Origin of the sequence: Promicromonospora umidemergens (assembly GCF_024171995.1) — a bacterium.
GTDB classification, from domain to species: Bacteria; Actinomycetota; Actinomycetes; order Actinomycetales; family Cellulomonadaceae; genus Promicromonospora; species Promicromonospora umidemergens.
On record NZ_JAMTCT010000007.1, the window covers coordinates 122,076 to 138,969 of the forward strand.

General features: G+C 72.6%; 16 protein-coding genes. 10 read left to right on the top strand and 6 right to left on the bottom strand.

Annotated elements, in window-relative coordinates:
• Position 1: 1 nt before the first annotated feature.
• The 3 genes from APR04_RS13930 (at position 2) to APR04_RS13940 (ending at position 2,139) form a co-directional block, all read left to right on the top strand.
• Positions 2 to 1,456, top strand: a complete 1,455-nt coding sequence (locus tag APR04_RS13930; protein ID WP_253871178.1) for an MFS transporter — start codon at positions 2 to 4, stop codon at positions 1,454 to 1,456.
• A 61-nt stretch (positions 1,457 to 1,517) separates the two neighbouring features.
• Positions 1,518 to 1,841 (top strand): DUF2277 domain-containing protein, encoded by a 324-nt coding sequence (locus APR04_RS13935; RefSeq protein ID WP_253871179.1) that lies wholly within the window; start codon positions 1,518 to 1,520, stop codon positions 1,839 to 1,841.
• Positions 1,842 to 1,863: 22 nt separating this feature from the next.
• Positions 1,864 to 2,139, top strand: a complete 276-nt coding sequence (locus APR04_RS13940; RefSeq protein WP_372496108.1) for a hypothetical protein — start codon at positions 1,864 to 1,866, stop codon at positions 2,137 to 2,139.
• 12 nt (positions 2,140 to 2,151) lie between these two features.
• On the opposite strand, the gene APR04_RS13945 is transcribed toward APR04_RS13940, so the two are convergent.
• A complete protein-coding gene (locus APR04_RS13945) occupies positions 2,152 to 2,397 on the bottom strand; it encodes a hypothetical protein (protein ID WP_253871180.1) in 246 nt (81 codons plus the stop codon).
• Between the two features lie 142 nt (positions 2,398 to 2,539).
• On the opposite strand from APR04_RS13945, the gene glgX reads away from it, so the two are divergent.
• The 5 genes from glgX (at position 2,540) to cuyB (ending at position 9,552) form a co-directional block, all read left to right on the top strand.
• On the top strand, positions 2,540 to 4,678 hold the full coding sequence (gene glgX, locus APR04_RS13950; protein ID WP_253871181.1) for a glycogen debranching protein GlgX: 2,139 nt from the start codon (positions 2,540 to 2,542) through the stop codon (positions 4,676 to 4,678).
• A 76-nt stretch (positions 4,679 to 4,754) separates the two neighbouring features.
• The gene (locus APR04_RS13955; protein WP_253871182.1) at positions 4,755 to 6,512 is read left to right on the top strand and encodes an alpha-amylase family protein; all 1,758 of its coding nucleotides are present in this window, start codon (positions 4,755 to 4,757) and stop codon (positions 6,510 to 6,512) included.
• 58 nt (positions 6,513 to 6,570) lie between these two features.
• Positions 6,571 to 7,431: a PPK2 family polyphosphate kinase gene (locus APR04_RS13960; protein ID WP_253871183.1), complete on the top strand. Its 861-nt coding sequence runs from the start codon at positions 6,571 to 6,573 to the stop codon at positions 7,429 to 7,431.
• Positions 7,432 to 7,490: 59 nt separating this feature from the next.
• On the top strand, positions 7,491 to 8,750 hold the full coding sequence (locus APR04_RS13965) for a carboxylate--amine ligase (RefSeq protein ID WP_253871184.1): 1,260 nt from the start codon (positions 7,491 to 7,493) through the stop codon (positions 8,748 to 8,750).
• Positions 8,737 to 9,552, top strand: coding sequence for a cysteate racemase (cuyB, locus tag APR04_RS13970; protein WP_253871185.1), 816 nt, complete (start codon positions 8,737 to 8,739; stop codon positions 9,550 to 9,552). The genes APR04_RS13965 and cuyB overlap by 14 nt, the downstream gene beginning before the upstream one ends.
• A 12-nt stretch (positions 9,553 to 9,564) precedes the next feature.
• Here cuyB and zapE read toward each other — a convergent pair whose 3' ends face one another.
• The 5 genes from zapE to gnd form a co-directional block, all read right to left on the bottom strand.
• Entirely contained in the window at positions 9,565 to 10,623 is a 1,059-nt protein-coding gene (gene zapE / locus APR04_RS13975) for a cell division protein ZapE (RefSeq protein WP_253871186.1), read from the bottom strand.
• Between the two features lie 53 nt (positions 10,624 to 10,676).
• Complete coding sequence (locus APR04_RS13980; protein WP_253871187.1) at positions 10,677 to 11,351, bottom strand: Rossmann-fold NAD(P)-binding domain-containing protein; 675 nt, start codon at positions 11,349 to 11,351, stop codon at positions 10,677 to 10,679.
• 14 nt (positions 11,352 to 11,365) lie between these two features.
• A complete protein-coding gene (locus APR04_RS13985) occupies positions 11,366 to 11,827 on the bottom strand; it encodes a DUF805 domain-containing protein (protein WP_253871188.1) in 462 nt (153 codons plus the stop codon).
• Between the two features lie 199 nt (positions 11,828 to 12,026).
• Positions 12,027 to 13,331 carry a carboxylate--amine ligase gene (locus tag APR04_RS13990; protein ID WP_253871189.1) on the bottom strand — a complete coding sequence of 435 codons (1,305 nt, stop codon included), beginning with the start codon at positions 13,329 to 13,331 and terminating at the stop codon, positions 12,027 to 12,029.
• Positions 13,328 to 14,776, bottom strand: coding sequence for an NADP-dependent phosphogluconate dehydrogenase (gene gnd, locus APR04_RS13995; protein WP_308292354.1), 1,449 nt, complete (start codon positions 14,774 to 14,776; stop codon positions 13,328 to 13,330). The genes APR04_RS13990 and gnd overlap by 4 nt, the downstream gene beginning before the upstream one ends.
• Positions 14,777 to 14,939: 163 nt before the next feature.
• Here gnd and APR04_RS14000 point away from each other — a divergent pair, with 163 nt between their 5' ends.
• Positions 14,940 to 15,608: a DUF3000 domain-containing protein gene (locus APR04_RS14000; protein WP_253871191.1), complete on the top strand. Its 669-nt coding sequence runs from the start codon at positions 14,940 to 14,942 to the stop codon at positions 15,606 to 15,608.
• Positions 15,605 to 16,870 carry an HRDC domain-containing protein gene (locus tag APR04_RS14005; RefSeq protein WP_253871193.1) on the top strand — a complete coding sequence of 422 codons (1,266 nt, stop codon included), beginning with the start codon at positions 15,605 to 15,607 and terminating at the stop codon, positions 16,868 to 16,870. The genes APR04_RS14000 and APR04_RS14005 overlap by 4 nt, the downstream gene beginning before the upstream one ends.
• Positions 16,871 to 16,894 lie beyond the last annotated feature (24 nt).

Below are 16,894 nucleotides of genomic sequence, written 5' to 3' on the forward strand. Positions count from 1 at the left end.
CGTGACGACCACCTCGTCCCGCCCCACGCCCCTGCCGGACGGCGGCGCCGCCCCGACGGTCCCCCCGAACCGCATCGTCGCCGTCCTCGCGATCGGCGGGATCGTCGTGGCGATGACCCAGACCCTCGTGGTCCCGATCATCGCGACCCTGCCGGCCATCTTCGACGCCCCGGCGTCGGACACGTCCTGGATCATCACGATCACGCTGCTGGTCGCCGCGGTCTCGACCCCCGTAGCGGGGCGGCTGGGCGACCTGTACGGCAAGAAGAAGATGCTCCTGATCTCCTTGCTGCCGCTCGCCGTCGGCTCCGCGGTCTGCGCCGTGGCGACCACGGTGCCCGTGATGGTCACCGGCCGCGGCCTGCAGGGCCTGGCCACCGGCTTCATCCCGCTCGGGATCAGCATGCTCCACGACCTGCTGCCCAAGGAGCGGACGGCCGGCGCGATCTCCCTGATGAGCTCGTCGCTCGGGATCGGTGGCGCCTTCGGGCTCCCCTTCGCCGCCGCCGTCGCACAGTTCGCGAGCTGGCGCTTCCTGTTCTGGCTGATCACCGTCTGCGCAGCCCTGATGGCCGTGATCATCTGGCGGACGATCCCCGCCCCCGCCGCGCGGGTCAGGGTCCGCACCCCGTTCGACTACGTCGGCGTGCTCGGCCTGAGCGCCGGCCTCGTGGCCCTGCTGCTCGCCGTCTCCAAGGGCGCCGAGTGGGGCTGGACCAGCCCGCTCGTGCTCGGGCTGTTCGCCGGGTCCGTCCTGGTCCTCCTCGCCTGGGGCTGGTGGGAGCTGCGCACACCGGCAGCCCTGGTCGACCTGCGCACCACCGCACGGCCGGCCGTCCTGATCACCAACCTCGCCTCGATCCTGGTCGGCTTCGCGATGTACGCGCAGTCGCTCATCCTGCCCCAGCTGATGCAGGCACCCGCCGAGACGGGGTTCGGCCTCGGCCAGTCGATGCTGCAGATGGGCCTCTGGATGGCGCCTGCCGGCATCGCCATGACCCTCATGTCGCCGGTCGGCGCCCGCATCACCCGCGCGCGAGGCCCCAAGACGACCTTCGTCCTCGGTGGCCTCGTCATGTCGCTCGGCTACGGCCTGTCCGCGCTCGCCATGGACAGCCTCGTCGGCCTCGCCGCCACGGCGTTCGTCGCCTCGGCGGGCGTCGGGTTCGCCTACGGCGCGATGCCCGCGCTCATCCTCGGCTCCGTCCCCGCCGACGAGAAGGCAGCGGCGAACGGGTTCAACGCGCTCATGCGCTCCATCGGCACCTCGACAGCGGCCGCCGTGATCGGCGTGGTCCTCGCTCGGATGAGCACCTCGTACGGCGACCACACCCTGCCCACCGAGTCCGGGTTCCGGGTGGCCCTGCTGCTCGGCTGCGGTGTCGCGGTGGTGGCGGCCGCGCTGGCGGCGACCATCCCGGTGCGGGCGACCGGGACGGCCGCGGGCAACGACTGATCCGACGCCGGAGGCCGGCGGTCCCCTCCCGCGGGACCGTCGCCCGGCGTACGGTCGGAGCATGTGCCGAAACATCACGACGCTCCGCGGGCTCGAACCGCCCGCCACCGACGAAGAGATCACCGCGGCGGCCCTGCAGTTCGTGCGCAAGGTCACCGGCGTGACGAAGGTCAGCGACGCCACGCGCGAGCCGGTGGAGCAGGCCACGCAGGAGATCACCGACATCGTGACGCGCCTGCTCGACGCGCTGCCGGAACGCCGCCAGCCGCCGAAGACGGTGCCCCCGCTGCGCCGCGCGGAGGTCCAGGAGCGCATCGCACAGCGCATCAAGGAACGCGAGGAGCACGAGCGGATGCACGAGCTGGGCGTCGCGCACACGCACTGACCGGGCGGCTAACCTGGCCCGCGTGACCGAACACGCCCCCGTGAGCGCCGCGATGCACCGCGCCAAGGCCGACGCCCGCGCCTCCCACGTCACCGTGGGCCTGGTGCGGAACCTGCCGGGGGATCGCGAGGAGATCGACTGCTCGTGCGGCATGACTCTGGCCAACGGGCCGCAGTGGTCGCTCGACGAGCACATCCGCCTGCACCGGGCCGAGGCCCGCTACCTGGCGCTGAGCCAGGTGGCGCCCGCTGGCATGCCCCGCATCATCCCCGTCGACCCGGAGCGGCTGCCCCGCTGACGAGGCCGGCCGTCAGAGCTCTTCCGGGTCGTCCCAGGACACGCCGCTCGACGCGCCGGAGATCGGGTCGAGCTCGCAGCCGGCGAGGTTGCGCGGCGCCTTGGAGACGTCTCCCCCGCCGAGCAGGCCACGGCGGGTTGCGGCGCGGCGGTGGGCCGGCGGCGCGATGTGGGCGTAGGAAGCGTTCGACTCGTCGACCAGGTCGGTCGGACCGGGGTCGACAGGGTCGGTGGCGGGCTGGGGTTCCCCCGTGATCATGGTCTCATCCTCGCAGATCGCCCGGTCTTCGCATCCTCCGCTTGGCACAGTATTTTGAATCCCCTCGAAGCCTCCACGACCACGGCACGCCCAGCGCGCAGATCTCCCCCCACGTACCCCGCAGGGGTGTGATGATCGTCCGATGCAGACCTGGCCTGGGCGCCCGTACCCTCTCGGCGCGACGTTCGACGGTACGGGCACCAACTTCACGCTCTACTCGTCGGTGGCACAGCGGGTCGAGCTGTGCCTGCTCGCCGACGACGACACCGAGACCCGTATCGAGGTGACCGAGACCGACGCGCACGTGTGGCACGTCTACCTGCCCGGCGTCGGCCCAGGGACGCGGTACGGGTACCGCGTGCACGGGCCGTACGACCCGGCCGCCGGCCACCGCTGCAACCCCGCGAAGCTCCTCCTGGACCCCTACGCCAAGGCGGTGGACGGCGACCTCGACGGGGACCCGTCCCTGTTCTCCTACCCGTTCTCGGACGTGGCTCAGGCCACCACCGGCACGACGCCGGACCCCGCCGACTCCCTCGGCCACACCATGGTCTCCGTGGTGGTCAACCCGTTCTTCGACTGGGGCCACGACCGCCCGCCGGCCACGCCGTACCACGAGACCGTGATCTACGAGGCGCACGTCAAGGGCCTCACGATGCGCCACCCCGACGTCCCCGACGAGCTGCGCGGCACGTACGCGGGGCTCGCCCACCCCGCGGTCATCGAGCACCTGACCAAGCTGGGCGTCACGGCGATCGAGCTCATGCCGGTGCACCAGTTCGTCACCGACCCGTCGCTGGCGGCCAAGGGCCTGAGCAACTACTGGGGCTACAACACGATCGGGTTCTTCGCCCCCCACAACGGGTACGCGGGCTACGGCCGGCGCGGCGAGCAGGTCATGGAGTTCAAGGCGATGGTCAAGGCGCTGCACCAGGCGGGCATCGAGGTGCTGCTCGACGTCGTCTACAACCACACCGCCGAGGGCAACCAGCTGGGCCCCACGCTGGGCTTCCGCGGCATCGACAACGCCGCCTACTACCGGCTGGTCGACGGCGACGACGCGCACTACTTCGACACCACCGGCACGGGCAACTCGCTGCTCATGCGCTCCCCCGCCGTGCTGCAGCTCATCATGGACTCGCTGCGGTACTGGGTCGAGGAGATGCACGTCGACGGGTTCCGCTTCGACCTGGCGGCCACGCTGGCCCGCCAGTTCCACGAGGTCGACCGGCTGAGCGCGTTCTTCGACATCGTGCACCAGGACCCGGTGATCTCCCAGGTCAAGCTGATCGCCGAGCCGTGGGACCTGGGCGACGGTGGTTACCAGGTGGGCGGGTTCCCGTCCCTGTGGACGGAATGGAACGGCCGCTACCGCGACACCGTGCGCGACTTCTGGCGCGGGGAGCCCGCGACCCTGCCGGAGTTCGCCTCACGCCTGACCGGGTCCAGCGACCTGTACGAGCACAGCGGGCGGATGCCCAGCGCGTCCATCAACTTCGTCACCGCCCACGACGGCTTCACGCTCGCCGACCTCACGTCGTTCGACAAGAAGCACAACGACGCCAACAAGGAGGGCAACAAGGACGGCGAGAGCCACAACCGGTCCTGGAACTGCGGCGTCGAGGGCCCCACCGACGACCCAGAGATCCGGGAGCTGCGCGCCCGCCAGCGCCGCAACCTCCTGGTCACCCTCATGCTGAGCCAGGGCGTGCCGATGATCGCCCACGGCGACGAGATCGGGCGCACCCAGGAGGGCAACAACAACGCCTACTGCCAGGACAACGAGCTCGCCTGGATGAACTGGGAGCTGGACGACGAGCGTGCGGCGCTGCTGGAGTTCGCCCGCCACGCGGTCCGGCTGCGACGGGACCACCCGATCCTGCACCGCCGCCGGTTCTTCGACGGGAGAGTCGGGCCGAAGGCCGCCGACGACCCCGCCGACATCGAGTGGCTCGACCTCACCGGCGCCCGGATGGACGACACGGACTGGCACCAGTCGTATGCCCGGACGGTGGCGGTCTTCCTCAACGGGGACGCGATCACGGAGACCGGCGGACGAGGTGAGGCGGTGGTCGACGACTCCTTCCTCCTGCTGCTCAACGCCCATTCCGGGGCCCTGGACTTCACTCTGCCGCCCGGTTCCTACGGGACGGCGTGGACTGTGGTGCTGGACACCGACGGCAGCGCGGAGCCGGGAACGGTGCTGGACGCGGGCACCGGCCTCACCGTGACGGGGCGCAGTGTCGTGGTGCTGACCCGCCCAGCCGGAACGCCGGGCTAGGCTGTCCGCCGTGACCGGACCGAGGAGTGGAACCGGGGGAACCACACCACCGCCCCGACCAGGGCCTGATATGCCTGTGCCAGGGCCAAGACCGGTGGTGTGGGCCCCGCGCGCACGCATCATCGAGGTGCTCGTGCCCTATGACCCGTACGAGGAGCCGGAGCACATGCCGCTGCGCCTCGTCGGCGCGGGCGAGCCCGGGTACTGGGGGGCGGACAGGGTGCTCGGGCACGGCACCGACTACGGCTACTCGGTCGACGGCGGCCCGCTGCTGCCCGACCCGCGCAGCGTGTGGCTGCCGCAAGGTATCCACGGACCCACCCGGGTCTTCGACCCGGCCTTCGAGTGGACCGACGGCGCGTGGTCGCCGCCCGACCTCTCCACGGGCGTCCTCATGCACGTCGACGTCGAGACGTTCACCCCGGAGGGCACCCTCGACGCCGCCGCGGCGCTGCTGCCCCGGGTGGCGGAGCTCGGGCTGCACGGCGTCGAGCTCGCACCTGTCGCCGCGTTCGACCCGGCGCTCGGCCCGGCGCGCGGTGTGCGCCTCTACTCCGTGCACGAGCCGTACGGCGGCCCGCGCGCGCTCCAGCGCTTCGTCGACGCGGCGCACGCGGCGGGCCTCGCCGTCGTGCTGGACATCCCCTACCGCTGGGCGGTGGCCGACGAGCTCGGGCTGGAGGCCTACGGGCCGTACGTCATGGGCGGGGCCGGCCGGGTGCGCGCCCCGCGCACCGACGTCGGCGACGCCGGCGAGCACGCCCTCCAGGCGATGCGCCCACGGACCGGTCAGGTGCCGCTGGACCGGCCCCGCACCGGCCCCATCCAGCTCCGGACCGGGCAGGTGCCGTCGATCGGCACACGGGCTGGCAAGGTCCCGTCCGCACCGACGGTCCGCACCGACTTCGTGGGCGACCGCATCAACCTCGACGGCAGCGGCAGCCGCGGCCCGCGCGACTTCCTCGCCGACGACGCGCGGCACTGGCTGCGGGAGTACCACGTGGACGGCCTGGTGCTCGACGTCGACGCGCTCGTCGACCGCTCGCCCACCCCGTTCCTCAGCGAGCTCGCTGACTACGTGGTCGGCATGGGCGAACAGCTCGATCGCCGCTTCAGCCTGCTCGTCGACGGTCCGGGCCGGAGCGACCGGCTGACGACGATCCTGCTCCGCATCCTGTCCGGCCCCGGCCGGCCGGAGGACCTCCAGGCGCTCCAGATGCTCGCCGACCTGGTGCACCCGGCGGTGCGCCGGGCGACCCGCCAGAACGGCGGGCGCCGCAACCGGGTCCGGGCCGGCGCGAGCGTCGTCGAGGACATCACCCGGCTCCCCGCCGCCCAGCTCACCGCGCCATGGGCCGGCGAGGAGAGCCCCGCGACGGCGCTCCTCGGCGTGGACGACGTCGACATCCGCGCCAGCGTGCTCGCCACCGTCCTCCTCGCGGGCAACCCGCTCGTGCTCGACACGGTGCACGTGCCGGTGGTCCCGCGCAACGAGAACGATCAGCGGCTGGTGCGCTGGGCGCGCGAGCTGGTCGCCATCCGGCTGAGCGTGGCCGACGAGCTGGGCCTGCCGCTGGAGATCCGCTCCACGGCCGACCGCTCGGTCATCGCGGTGCTGCGCGGCAGCCTGGCGTTCGTGCTCAACACGGGCCACGGCCTCGCCGCCCTGCGCCTGGGGAGCCTGCTGCGGCCCGCCGAGGCTGCGGGCAAGAAGGCGCCGCCGGCCGCGGCGTTCCGGCTCGCTGCCGCCTGGGAGCCGGGCGCGACGCGCCTGGTCGGCGACACCCTCACGGTCCCGCCACGGATGACCGCCGTGCTGCGCGCGGAGGGCTGACCTGGGAGCCTGGGGTTCTGGGACCGGCGCGCGAGCCGGTCCCGCGAAGGAGGCACCGATGGCGAAGAAGCTCGAGAAGCTGTGGCGGACCCCGGCCCACGAGGCTCTGCGCTGGGAGCACGGCACCGACCTCGACGCCCTCGACGAGTCCGCGACGCCCGGCTGGGCCGGTAAGCGGCGCGACGGCGAGGAGCTGATGACCTCCCGCGCCCCGGAGCTCGCCGACCTCCAGGAGCGCCTCTTCGCGCACGGCCGCACCGGCGGCGACCGGTCGGTGCTGCTGGTGCTGCAGGGCCTCGACACAGCGGGCAAGGGCGGGATCGTGCGGCACGTCGTCGGCATGGTGGACCCGCAGGGCGTGCAGCACACGGGCTTCGGCGTGCCGACGCAGGAGGAGAAGGAGCACGGCTACCTCTGGCGGATCCGCAACGCGCTCCCCCGCCCCGGCTACCTCGGTGTCTTCGACCGGTCGCACCACGAACAGGTCCTGGTCGTGCGGGTGAACCGGCTCGAGCCGCAGAAGACCTGGCGCAAGCACTACCGCGAGCTGAACGAGTTCGAGGCCGAGGTGGCGGCGTCGGGCACCCTGATCGTGAAGGTGGCGCTCTTCGTGTCGGCCCAGGAGCAGAAGGAGCGCCTGGCCGAGCGGCTCGAGCGGCCCGACAAGCACTGGAAGTACGACCCGGGCGACATCGACGTCCGCTCGAAGCTCCCGCAGTACATCGCGGCATACCAGGAGCTGCTGGACCGCACCTCCACCGACGTGGCGCCCTGGTACGTCGTGCCGGCGAACCGGAAGTGGTACGCGCGCCTGGCGGTCACCGAGCTGCTGACCGGCGCCCTGCGGTCGCTGGACCTCGGCTGGCCGCCCGCCGACTTCGACGTCGAGACCGAGAAGGCCCGCCTCGCGGCCAGCTGACCTGTAGTTCACCCGCTCCGGGTCACAACCTTCCCCGTCCCTCGCCCGTCTTACCTGGCATGAGGAACCACGCAGCGGTACACCCGGTCATCCTCGGTGGCGACGCCGGCGCCTACAGCCTCGCTCGCGCCTTCCACGAGCGCTACGGCGTCAGGTCGACGGTCGTGTCCATCCGTCCGACGCCCAACATCGCACACTCCACCATCATCCGGAACGTCGTGGAACCGCGCCTCGACGACCCGGCCGTCATGGTCGAGCTGATCCGCCGGGTCGCCGCGGCGGCTCCGGGTCCGGTCATCGCGCTGACCTGCGTGGACTGGTACGTGCGGGCCCTCGCGGCGCACCGCGAGCTCCTGGCGGACGTGGCGGTCGTCCCCTACGCGCCGGTGGGCCTGCTCGATCGCGTGATGGACAAGCGGCGGTTCTCCGAGCTGTGCCACGAGATCGGGGTCCCGCACCCGCGCACGGAGGTGCGCGACGGCGGGGAGCCGGTCGGCGACCTCGACCTGCGCTTCCCCGTGATCGCCAAGCCGGGTGACAACACGGCGTGGCACCGGGTGTCGTTCCGCGGCAAGGCGAAGGTGCACCTGGTGCAGGACCGCGCCGAGCTGGCCGCGCTCCTGGACGCGGCCGGCGACGCGGGCTACCGGAGGCCGATGATCGTTCAGGAGTACGTGCCCGGCGACGACTCGCAGATGCGGATCATGACCACCTACTCGGATCGCGCGGGCACGGTGCGCATGGCGTGGGGCGGTCGCGTGCTGCTCGAGGAGCACACGCCCGGGACGCTGGGCAACCCGGCGGCGATCCTCACGGGGCGGCTCGGGCAGGTCGAGGCGGACGCCCGCCGGCTCGTGGAGCACCTGGGCTGGACCGGGTTCGCGAACTTCGACGTGAAGGTGGACCCGCGGACCGGCGTCGGACACTTCCTGGAGCTGAACCCGCGCACGGGACGGTCGAACTACTACCTGACGGCGAGCGGGCTGAACCCCGCCGCCTTCTGGATGGCGGACCACCTCACCGGGCGCTGGCCGCTCATGGAGCCGCTGGAGGTGCTGTACCGGATAGTCCCGAGCTTCCTCCTGGACAGGTACGTGCACGACGAGTCGGTACGCGCCGCCGTGCGCCGCGCCCGCGTCGTGCACCCGCTGAAGTACGGCCGGGACCTGTCGCCGCGCCGCGACGCCTGGGTGCGTCTCGCCGAGCTGAACCAGGTGCGCAAGTTCGCGCAGCACCATCCGCTGCAGGAACAGGGCGGGGTGACCGGGCGGTCCGGCGCCGTGGAGCCCCTCCCGTCCGGGGAGCGTGACGTTGCCTGACGCCGGCGCGCCGGGCGCCAGGACCGGAGCCGGAGCCGGAGCCGGGGCCGGGGCCGGGGGCACGCTCGTCGGCGTGCTGGGCGGGGTCGGGCCGCTCGCGACGGTCCTGTTCATGGAGCGCGTCGCCCGGCTGACCGATGCGGCACGGGACCAGGACCACGTCGACATGATGGTGCTGCAGCACGCGACGGTCCCGGACCGGACAGCGTTCCTGCTGGGGCGTTCCACCGACGATCCAGGGCCGGTGCTCGCTGCCGACGCGCGGCGGCTCGCCCGGGCCGGGGTCGGCTTCCTCGTGCTGCCGTGCAACACGGCACACGCGTTCGCCGGCGCGATCGCCGCGGCGACGTCGGTCCCGCTGCTGTCCGCGGTGGACGTGACGGTGTCCGCGGTGCTGTCTGACGACACCTGGACGGGTCGCCTCAGCGGGTCACGGCCGGAGGCGGTCGGCCTCCTCGCGACGGAGGGGACCGTCGAGTCGGGCGTCTACCTCGACGCCTTCGCCGCACACGGCATCAAGACCCTGGTGCCCGACGTCGCCGGTCAGGCGGCCGTGACGTCCCTGGTCTACGACGGCGTGAAGGCGGGGCGTGGCGGTGACCTGACCACGCTGGAGGGCGTCGTCGGCGACCTGCGCCTCCGTGGGGCGGGCGCGATCGTGCTGGGGTGCACCGAGCTGTCGGTCGCGGCGGAGGCGACCCCTGGGGACCTCCTGCCCGGCGTCGTGCTCGTGGACGCCCTCGACGAGCTGGCCCGGGCGACGGTGCTGCGCGCGGGACGCAGGCTCCGCGCGGACGGATAGGTGGTCGAGCCGTCAGACGAGCTTGCGGCCCTCCTCGGCCAGGGCGCCCAGGCGGGACAGTGCCCGGTAGTACTTCTTGCGGTACCCGCCGGCGAGCATCTCCTCGGTGAACAGGCCACGCGTGTCCCCCGACCCGCCGAGCAGCACCGGCACGTCCCGGTCGTACAGGCGGTCCACGAGCACGACGAGGCGCAGCGCGACCTCCTGCGCCGTCACGGCGTGCACCCCCGTCAGCGCGACGACGGAGACGCCGTCGAGCAGCGCGCCGTACCGGCTGGGGTGCACGGTGGCGAGGTGGGCGAGCAGGTCGTCGAACCCGTCGAGGGTGGCACCGGGGCGAGCCGCCGCGGCGGCGACGTCGCCGTCGGTCAGCGGCTCGGAGTCCGTGACGACGTCCCGGTGGCGGTAGTCCTCGCCGTCGACCCGCAGGGTCTCGAAGCGGTCGGACAGGGCCTTGATCTCGCGCTGGAAGTCCTGGGCGGCGAAGCGGCCCTCACCGAGCGCGTCGGGCAGCGTGTTCGACGTCGCGGCGAGCGCGACGCCCCGGTCCGCGAGCTCGCGCATGAGGCGGGACATGATGGTGGTGTCACCCGCGTCGTCGAGCTCGAACTCGTCGATGCAGACCAGCTTCTTGGCGGCGAGCGCCTCGACGGTCGGGAGGAACCCGAGCGCCCCGACGAGGTTGGTGTACTCGACGAACGTGCCGTACGCGGCGCTGCTCGTTCCGTGGACCGGGCCGAGCGCCTCACCGACGGCGTGGGCGAGCGAGGTGAGCAGGTGCGTCTTGCCGACGCCGAAGCCGCCGTCCAGGTACACGGCGGGTGCGGGCTTGCGGCGGGCGAACAGGCCGCGCCGGGGGGCGGCGATCTCCTGGGCGATCTCCGTCAGGCGGGCGAGCGCGCGGCCCTGGCTGGGATGTGCCGGGTTGGCGCGGTAGGTGGCGAACCGGGCGTTCGCGAAGTGGCGCGGCGGCACGAGATCGGTGACGAGCCGGTCGACAGGGACCCGCGGTCGGACGGCGCACAGGGCGGTCGTCGCGGTCTGGCTGTCGGTGGTGGTAGCGGTCGTCACGTAGCAAGAGATTACCGGCGGGGCCGCTCACCGGGGGTGCCGGGAGAGCAAGGTCACACGTGCCGGACGGCCGGTGCAGCGGGGTCGTCCAGGAGCTCGCAGAGGGCGTTGACCACCTGCGCGGGGGTCCGGACCTGGGCGGGGTCCTCGTTGCGGCCGTCGCCGGAGACGGCGTGGTCGACGACGAGCTCGTGGAAGCGGACGGCCGGCCCGGAACCCGGCGGCCGATCCTGCCCTGACTCCAGGCGCAGCACCTGGACCAGCATGGCCAGCCCGGCGCCCGTGACGCTGATCGCGCCCGACCCGGCCATCGCCTCGCGGGACGCCGCGCCGTTGAGCACGACGTACGGGTCGCCGGGTCCCAGCAGCGGCGCGAGCGCGCGCGCGGCGTCGAGGTGGGCGGTGAGGTGCGAGGCCAGCGTCGCGGACCAGCGGTCCGGGTCCGACTCCAGCAGCGGGGCGCCCTTGTCCCAGCCGCCGATCGAGGCGACGACTGCCCCGGGCAGCGGTACTCCTGCGTGGGCACAGGCGGCGCGGACGGCGTCCGGCAGGGCGGCCGTCTCGGGGCTGTGGACGGGAACCACCCCTGCCTGGACCGTGACCCGGTCGGGCAGCTCATGACGCGTGGAGGCGAGCACGAGCCGGCCGCCGGCAGCCAGGCCGCGTGCGACCCGGCTGCCGACGAACCCGCTCGCCCCGACGACGAGGACGGGCCGGAGGCTGTTCATCAGCTCAGGCTAGGTCAGACCGCCTGCGGCTGCGCCACGGCCTTGGGGTCAGGGCCGTGCTGGTTGGGGCCGGGTGTGCCGTTGGAGGCAGTGAAGACGATCAGGATGATCTGACCGACGAAGAGGACCAGGCCGATCAGGACCCAGAAGCCGGACTTGCCGGTGTCGTGCAGGCGGCGCACCGTGACGCCGAGGGTCGGCAGCAGGAGCGCGAGGCCGACGATCGACAGGATGATGTAACCGGTCGTCAGGGAGCCGGGCATAGCCGGCATCGGCGCTGCGGCGTCGCCTGCCATCAGGTACTCCGAGGTGGCCGCGGAGTACTCGGCCAGGCCGGGGGCCACCAGCGCCACGTAGAGAACCGTGTAGACGATCCCGTACGCCAGCACGTACCACCAGTACTCGGAGCGGCGGGCGCGCCCGTTGAAGACCGCGTACTTGGACAGCACGGTCTTGATCGACTCGATGAACGACATCGGGGAAGAACCTCTCTCACGTGTTGTGCTGGGAATCTCCAGCAAGTGCTCACACAGTGTCCCGGTGACTCGAAGGGTGCACAAGGGCTGGAGCGGGCAGAACTACCCATCGCCGAAAGGCCCCTGACATGCCGGACGCCCAGGTCACCTGAGTGACCTGGGCGTCCGACACGTCCGGGTGGTGCCGGACCAGAGCCGATCAGTAGCCGGTGGCCGTGGGCTCCGGGTAGTACTGGGCGTACTTGCGGCGGTAGTTCTGCGTGATCGCCTCGACGATGAGCCGGCGCCTGAGGCCGGAGTCGCGGTCGTACTTCAGCGGGTTGATCACGTCGCCGCTGGCCTTGAGGGCCTTGAGCCGGGTCTTGAGCTCTGGGTCCACGACGTACTTGGACAGCAGGCCGAACGGCACCACCGTGTAGAGCACGTCGCGGACGGCCCGCACCGGGCGGATCGGCCGGTGCAGCACCCAGTCCTCCACCAGCACGCGGGCCACGTTGGCCCCGCCCGCCGTGACGTAGTAGTTGTTCCGCCCGATCCGGGGGTTCACCTCGAAGTACACGTGCTGCCCCGTGCGCGGGTCCAGCTTGTAGTCGAAGTTCGCGAACCCCACGTAGCCGGTCGCGTCGAGGAACCGGGTGGCCGCCTCCATGGCGTCCTCGTACGCCTCCACCAGGATCGCGGCCGGGATGCCGAGCGTGCCGGGTGTGTGCTCCTCCAGGAGCACGCGGCCGGTGGCCAGGAGCGTCACCTCGCCCGTCGTGTCGCGGTAGGCGGTCAGGGACCGCATCTGCGTCTCGTCGCCCGGGATGAACTCCTGCACCAGGAACGTGCCGGGGAACTGCGCGTCGGCGAGGTTGCCCAGCACCTCGTCGAGCTCCGCGCGGGAGTCGAGGTGGTGGATCTTCGCCTTGCCGGGGAAGTCCACGTAGTACCACTCGGCGCTGTTGGAGGGCTTGCCGACCACGGGGTACTGCAGGTCCACCTCGAGGGCGGGCACGGCGGCCCGTCCGCCGTCGGCCACCAGCTTGGCGATGTCGACCGCCACCGTGCGCGGCGTCGGGATGCCGAGCTGGTCGCACACCTTCGCGAAGCCCTCCTTGCTGCTGACCTGCTCCAGCACCGGCAGCGACGGGTACGGCAGCACGTAGCCCGCCGCCTCCAGCCGCTCCCGGTTCAGGATCACGGTGCGCACGTGCCAGTCCGCGTTGGTCAGCAGGATCAGGACCTTGTCCCGGTGCTGCTGCGCGATGCCCTCGAGCGTCGAGAGGAACACGTCGACCTCGTCGAGGCCGGGCACGACGAGGTTCTCGGCGATCGCCGAGTCCTGCATCGCACGGGTGGCGACCTTCGACAGCACCACGGAGCGGGTGCCGTACTGCTCGTGGAACGCGCGCACCAGGGCGTACATCCCGACGTCGCCGCCGATGCCCACCACCATCAGGTCCGGGACGGGAGTCTCCCCGCCGCCACCCGCCGTCCCCATGTCCGCGGGGATACCCCTCACGCCTCAGCCTCCGTGCGGTCTCCCGACCACTCGGTGTGGAACGTGCCCTCGCGGTCGACGCGCTTGTAGGTGTGCGCACCGAAGAAGTCACGCTGCGCCTGCACCAGGGCGGCGGGAAGCCGCTCGGCGCGGACGCCGTCGTAGTACGACAGCGACGACGAGAACGCCGGCGCGGGCACGCCGTTCTGGGCGGCGCCGGCCACGATCCGGCGCCACGCGGGCAGGCCGCTCGCGACGGCGTCGGTGAAGTACGGGTCGGCGAGCAGGAGGGGAAGATCCTGGTCGCGCTCGTACGCCTCGGTGATCCGGTTCAGGAACCGGGCGCGGATGATGCAGCCGCCACGCCAGATGCGGGCCATGGCGCCGCGGTCGATCGCCCAGTCGTACTCCGCCGCGGCCGCCGCGATCTGGTCGAAGCCCTGCGAGTAGGCGACGACCTTCGATGCGTACAGGGCCAGGCGGACGTCCTCGATGAATGCGGCACGGGAGGCGTCGTCCTTCGAGACCTCCCACTCCTGCGCGTGCGCGGGCAGCGCCGCGCGGCCCGCCGTGCGCTGCGGCACCGAGCCGGACAGCGAGCGGGCGAACGTGGCCTCCGCGATCCCCGTGATGGGCACGCCCACGTCCAGGCCGTTCTGTACGGTCCAGCGGCCGGTGCCCTTCTGCTCGGCCTGGTCCAGCACGATGTCGACGAACGCCTTGCCGGTCTCCGCGTCCACGTGCTGCAGCACGTCGGCGGTGATCTCGATCAGGAACGACTCCAGGTCGCCCGTGTTCCACTGCGCGAAGATCTCGCCGATCTCCGCGGCTGTCGCACCGAGCCCCTGGCGCAGCAGGTCGTACGCCTCGGCGATGAGCTGCATGTCGGCGTACTCGATGCCGTTGTGCACCATCTTGACGAAGTGCCCGGCGCCGTCGGAGCCCACGTACGTGCAGCACGGGACGCCGTCCACCTTCGCGGAGATGTCCTCGAGGATGGGGCCGAGCGACTTGTACGACTCGGGCGTGCCGCCCGGCATGATGGACGGGCCGTTCAGCGCGCCCTCCTCGCCGCCGGAGACACCGGTGCCCACGAAGTGCAGGCCGTGCTCCTTGAGTGCGGCCTCACGCCGGATCGTGTCCGGGAAGTGGGCGTTGCCCGCGTCGACCACGATGTCGCCCTCCTCCAGGAGGGGGATCAGCTCGTCGATGACGGCGTCCGTCGGACCGCCGGCCTTGACCATGACGACCACCTTGCGCGGCCGCTCGAGCGACGCGACGAAGTCCGCCATGGACTTGGCCGGGATGAACTCACCGTCGCTGCCGTGCTCGGTGACGAGCGACTCGGTCTTCGCGTACGAACGGTTGTGGACCGCCACCGTGTAGCCGTGACGTGCGAAGTTCCGCGCGAGGTTGCGCCCCATCACCGCCAGCCCGGTGACGCCGATCTGTGCTGTGCCTGACACGTTCTTGCTCCTTCTGACGTGGGAACCGGTCGGCGTACGCGCAGGGCGCGCCGACCCCCGGCCAGCCTAGTAGGGCCCGAGAACGCAAGGCGACGCAGGTCACGATCTGGCGACGGCCGCGCGCCTCCGCCGGGCGGCAGCCACGCGGACGTACCGTGAAGTGGTGACCAGCGGCCCGCCCACCGGCGTCCCCGTCGACTTCGCAGCAGCCCTCGCCGACCTGCGGCGTCAGGCCTTGCGCGCCGAGGTGCGCCTGACGGAGATCCCGGCCCCGCGCCGCGTGGCTCCGTTCAGCGTGGCGCTCTCGGGCGACGTGCTGCCCGGCACTGCGCCGGGGCGAACCGACCGGGACGGCCCAGAAGACCACGACCACCTGGACGAGCCGCTCGCCACCGGCCGCTTCGTCGTCCTGCACGACCCGGCCGGCCAGGAGGCCTGGCACGGCACCTTCCGGGTCGTGACGCTGGTGCGCGCGACGCTCGAGCCCGAGATGGCTGCCGACCCGATGCTGGCCGACGTCGCCTGGTCCTGGGTGGGCGAGTGCCTCGAGAACGCCGGGCTCGTCCCCGGCACCGACACGGTGGCCGACGGCGGCACGGTCACCCGGGTCCTCTCCCAGAGCTACGGGGCGCTGCACGGCACGCCCGACGCGGTGGACCTCGAGATCCGCGCGTCGTGGACGCCGCTCGACACCCGGCTCGGGACGCACCTGCGCGCGTGGGCGGCCCTGCTCACCCTGGCGGCGGGCGTGCCCCCGCTGCCCGAGGGCGTCGCGGCCCTCACCAGGCGGGTTACCGACCGTTCCAGGCAACGCCATACGGTAGGCCCATGACCACCACGGAGCGAGGAGTCCCTGCGGAGACATCGACGCCCGTGCCGGCCCCCGTCACCCCGCTGACCGAGCCCGCCGACGGGCTGCCCGACGTCGTGGCGACCGACGGTGCGTTCGCCCGCGTCGTCGAGGCGTTTGCCGCCGGCTCGGGGCCTGTCGCCGCCGACGCCGAGCGTGCCTCCGGGTACCGGTACGGCCAGGCGACGTACCTGGTCCAGGTGCGGCGCGCGGGTGCGGGCACGGCACTGATCGACCCGGTCGGCGTCCCGGACCTCTCGCCGCTGAGCGAGGCCGTCGGCGACGCCGAGTTCGTGCTGCACGCCGCCTCCCAGGATCTGCCGGGGTTCGCCGAGCACGGCCTGCGCCCCGCGCGCGTCTTCGACACCGAGCTGGCCGCCCGGCTGCTCGGCATGGAGCGGGTGGGCCTCGCCGCCGTCGTCGCCGAGGTGCTCGGCCTGGGCCTGGCGAAGGAGCACTCGGCCGTCGACTGGTCCACGCGTCCCCTGCCCGCGGACTGGCTGCGGTACGCCGCCCTCGACGTCGAGGTGCTCGTGGAGCTGCGCGACCGGCTCGCCGAACAGCTGGAGGCCGCGGGCAAGACCGAGTGGGCGGCGCAGGAGTTCGAGGCGGTGCGCACTGCCGCGCCTGCGCCGCCACGGGTCGACCCGTGGCGGCGCACGTCCGGCATGCACGTGCTGCGCAACCCGCGCCAGGTCGCCGCCGTCCGGGCGATGTGGGTCGCGCGCGACGCCAGCGCCCAGGCGCGGGACATCTCACCAGGCCGGGTCCTGCCGGACCGGGCGATCGTCGCGGCGGCCAAGGCCATGCCGAAGACCGCCGGCCAGCTCGTGGCCCTGCCGGAGTTCGCGGGCAAGGGCACCAAGCGCCGGGCCGCCTACTGGCAGAAGGCGATCGACGACGCGCGTGCGCTGCCCGACGCCGACCTGCCCTCCGTGCGCGGCCCGCGCTCGGACGGGCCCCCGCCCCCACGCACCTGGGGCGACCGTGACGCGGTAGCGGCCCGCCGGCTGACGGCGGCGCGCGAGCTCGTGGCCACGCTGTCCGAGGAGCTGAGCGTTCCGGTGGAGAACCTCCTGCAGCCCGACGCGCTGCGCCGCCTGTGCTGGGCGCCGCCCACCCCGGCCGACGCCGCCGGGATCACCGAGTTCCTGCGCAGCCGCGGTGCCCGCGCGTGGCAGGTCAGCCTGCTCGTGGGCGGCCTGGAGCGGACGTTCGCCGACGCGGTGCCGGAACAGGTGTGAGCGCGCGACGCCCACACCAGTAGA

Bases quoted from the DNA above. Each gene is read 5' to 3' on its own strand.
- APR04_RS14005 (WP_253871193.1), top strand. From the start codon at position 15,605: ATGACCACCACGGAGCGAGGAGTCCCTGCGGAGACATCGACGCCCGTG.
- APR04_RS13965 (WP_253871184.1), top strand. From the start codon at position 7,491: ATGAGGAACCACGCAGCGGTACACCCGGTCATCCTCGGTGGCGACGCC.
- APR04_RS13980 (WP_253871187.1), bottom strand. From the start codon at position 11,351: ATGAACAGCCTCCGGCCCGTCCTCGTCGTCGGGGCGAGCGGGTTCGTC.
- APR04_RS13985 (WP_253871188.1), bottom strand. From the start codon at position 11,827: ATGTCGTTCATCGAGTCGATCAAGACCGTGCTGTCCAAGTACGCGGTC.
- APR04_RS13960 (WP_253871183.1), top strand. From the start codon at position 6,571: ATGGCGAAGAAGCTCGAGAAGCTGTGGCGGACCCCGGCCCACGAGGCT.
- APR04_RS13945 (WP_253871180.1), bottom strand. From the start codon at position 2,397: ATGATCACGGGGGAACCCCAGCCCGCCACCGACCCTGTCGACCCCGGT.
- APR04_RS13935 (WP_253871179.1), top strand. From the start codon at position 1,518: ATGTGCCGAAACATCACGACGCTCCGCGGGCTCGAACCGCCCGCCACC.
- glgX (WP_253871181.1), top strand. From the start codon at position 2,540: ATGCAGACCTGGCCTGGGCGCCCGTACCCTCTCGGCGCGACGTTCGAC.